The sequence below is a fragment of the Cupriavidus numazuensis genome, assembly GCF_905397435.1.
GTDB lineage: Bacteria > Pseudomonadota > Gammaproteobacteria > Burkholderiales > Burkholderiaceae > Cupriavidus > Cupriavidus numazuensis.
In genome coordinates this window covers 1-2,672 of record NZ_CAJPVI010000137.1, presented here as the reverse complement: position 1 = coordinate 2,672, position 2,672 = coordinate 1, and the positions used below count along the sequence as shown (strand labels likewise).

General features: G+C 65.2%; 2 protein-coding genes. Both read left to right on the top strand.

Annotated elements, in window-relative coordinates:
- Positions 1 to 276: 276 nt before the first annotated feature.
- On the top strand, positions 277 to 1,389 hold the full coding sequence (locus KHO41_RS40815) for a DUF1214 domain-containing protein (protein ID WP_211958864.1): 1,113 nt from the start codon (positions 277 to 279) through the stop codon (positions 1,387 to 1,389).
- On the top strand, positions 1,386 to 2,585 hold the full coding sequence (locus KHO41_RS40810; protein ID WP_211958863.1) for a sulfotransferase family protein: 1,200 nt from the start codon (positions 1,386 to 1,388) through the stop codon (positions 2,583 to 2,585). Before KHO41_RS40815 ends, KHO41_RS40810 begins: the two co-directional genes overlap by 4 nt.
- Positions 2,586 to 2,672 lie beyond the last annotated feature (87 nt).

Genomic DNA, 2,672 nt, shown 5'->3' with positions numbered 1-2,672 from the left:
GTTTGAACGACTGCCGCCGTGGAATTGATGGCCAGCGGCAACGACGCGCTTTTCTGCCTACTCTTTTGTCGCTCGGACAAAAGAGTAGGTCGCCGGCTACGCCGGCGAAACCGCGGCGCATGCCAAGAACGACACCCCACCAATCCGCCACCAACCATTTTCCTAGTCCACCTGGACGAGGATCACCCCACCCCCCACTAGATATCGTTTGCTCCAGTGCGGGACGGGCAGCAGCCCGCCCCCCCCCAAAAAAATCCAACCCACGGGAGCAGGCACATGGCGACTTCCGCCGAAGAACAATTGCTGAGCGGCCAGACCTGGGCCGAGTTTTGCGACGTACTCAAGCGCAGCGGGCAGCAGATCCTGCGCCCGGAGGCGCCATCGGACTCACTTACGCGTGCCGAGGGCTTCCGCTACCTGAGCCGCTTGCTGCGCATCGCGCTGGAAATGCACGTGGAATTCGCCGATCCGGCGTTTCCCGGCTTCTTCTCGCCATCGCACGAAACCGCCAAGATCGGCGCGGACAATCCGGATAACCTCTACCGTTATGCACGCCTGGACGGCAACGCTACATACCGGATCCGCGGCCGGCGCGGCACCGTGGCGTACCTGAGCTTCGGCACGCAGAAGGGCGGCTACGAGACCGATGGCCGCATGATCCAGACCGGTTTCATCGACAGCAATCAGCTCGCCGTGGCGGCAGATGGCAGCTTCGAACTCATCCTAAGCGCGCGGCCGCACGACGCCAACTGGGTGCGCATGGAGCCCGCCACCAATGCACTGGTGGTGCGGCAGACCTTCCTTGGCCGCAAGGCGGAGACGCCGGCGGAACTGACCATCGAGCGCATCGATGGCGACGCCAAGGCCGTTCCGCCGGTGCTCGACGCCGAGCGCCTGCAGGGCGGGCTGATGCGCGCCGCGGGCTTCGTCGAGAGCACGGCCCGCATCTTCGCCGACTGGGCCAAGGGCTATGGCGGCCACGTCAACGCGCTGCCGCCGGCGGACCAGGCCGTGTGCCAGGCGGCCGGTGGCGATCCCAACATCTTCTACTACCACTCGTGCTGGGCGCTCGCCGACGACGAGGCGCTGGTGGTCGAGGTGGACCGCGTGCCCCAGTGCGAATTCTGGAACTTCCAGATCAATAACTACTGGATGGAATCGCTCGACTACCGCTACCACGACATCTGCCTGAACAAGCACCGAGCGCGGCTCGATGCAAAAGGTGGCGTCACCGTCATCCTCAGCGCGCGCGATCCGGGCCTGCCGAACTGGCTCGAAACCGCCGGGCACCAGAACGGCACCATGTGCTGGCGCTGGGTCGGCGCTGCACAGCCGGTGCATCCGCGCACGCGCGTAGTCAAGGTCGAATCTCTGAAGGGGGCAGCATGAATACCGCAGTGGACAACCAGGCCGTGTTCGACGTGGAGGGCCTGCTGGCGCTGGCCAGCGAGCAGTCCGGCGGACTGACGGACTTCGGTCCGGGAAATTACCGCGAGGCGCTGGGCGTGCTGTTCGATTCGCTGAGGCGCGAGGCAGACCTGTCGGCGCAGGGCGCGCAGCTACTGCACGGCAAGCTGCTGGCTCAGCTGGTCAACCGGCTCGTGATCCAGGACTACTGCCGGCGCCATCCCGAGATCCTGGAAGAACGCATCGATGACCCGCTGGTGATCGTCGGCCTGCCGCGCACCGGCACCACGCTGCTGCAGCGCATGCTGGCCAGCGACCCGCGCTTCCATTCGGCAGCTTGGTGGGAAACCCGCTACCCGGCGCCGCTGCCAGAAGAAGACGTGTGCGACGCCAGCCGGCGCATCGGACTGGCCCGGGACGAGGTCGCGCAGATGATCCACTTCATCCCGGACATCCTTTCCATCCACCCGCTCGACGCCGTGCAGGCCGACGAGGAGTTCATGCTGATGGAGCACTCGTTCATGTGCGCCATGGACTCGTACGCCAACGTGCCGGCGTATACCGCGTGGCTCGCGCAGCAGGACCAGACTCCGGTCTACACCTACCTGAAAACCATGCTGCAGTTCCTGCAGTGGCAGAAGCGCCAGCGCGGCGAACCAGCAGCGCAACGCTGGGTACTGAAAACACCGCAGCACCTGCACACGCTGGAGATACTGTTCAAGGTTTTCCCGGGTGCGCAGGTGGTGCTGACCCACCGTGATCCCGCGCAGACCATTCCGTCGATGGCCAGCATGGCACATACCTTGTGGAAGCTGTATGCCGACGCGCCCGATCCCGTCACCGTAGGCCGTCAATGGAGCGCCCAGATGCAGCGCGCGATGGCGCACGCGATGGCCGTGCGCGAGGGCATGCCGGCGGACCTCTTCCTTGACATCCGCTTCGAGGACACCGTGCAGGACCCGTTCGGCGTGGTGCGGGCGGTCTATCGCTTTGCCGGCATGCCGCTGACCGAGGAGGCGCGTGCCGCCATGTGGGCGTGGATGGAGGACAACCCGCGCAACCAGCGCGCGTCGCACGCCTACACGCTGGACCGGTTCGGCCTCAGCCAGGCGCAGCTCGAGCGGGATTTCGCCGGCTACCGCGCCCGCCACGTACTTACTGACGTGTGCACCAAATAGTGCGTAGTGCGTTATGTGGGCATGAAGACAAAAACTGATGCCCGAAAGTTGGATGGAGCCACGCAAGCCCACCTGAGAAAGCTGGTG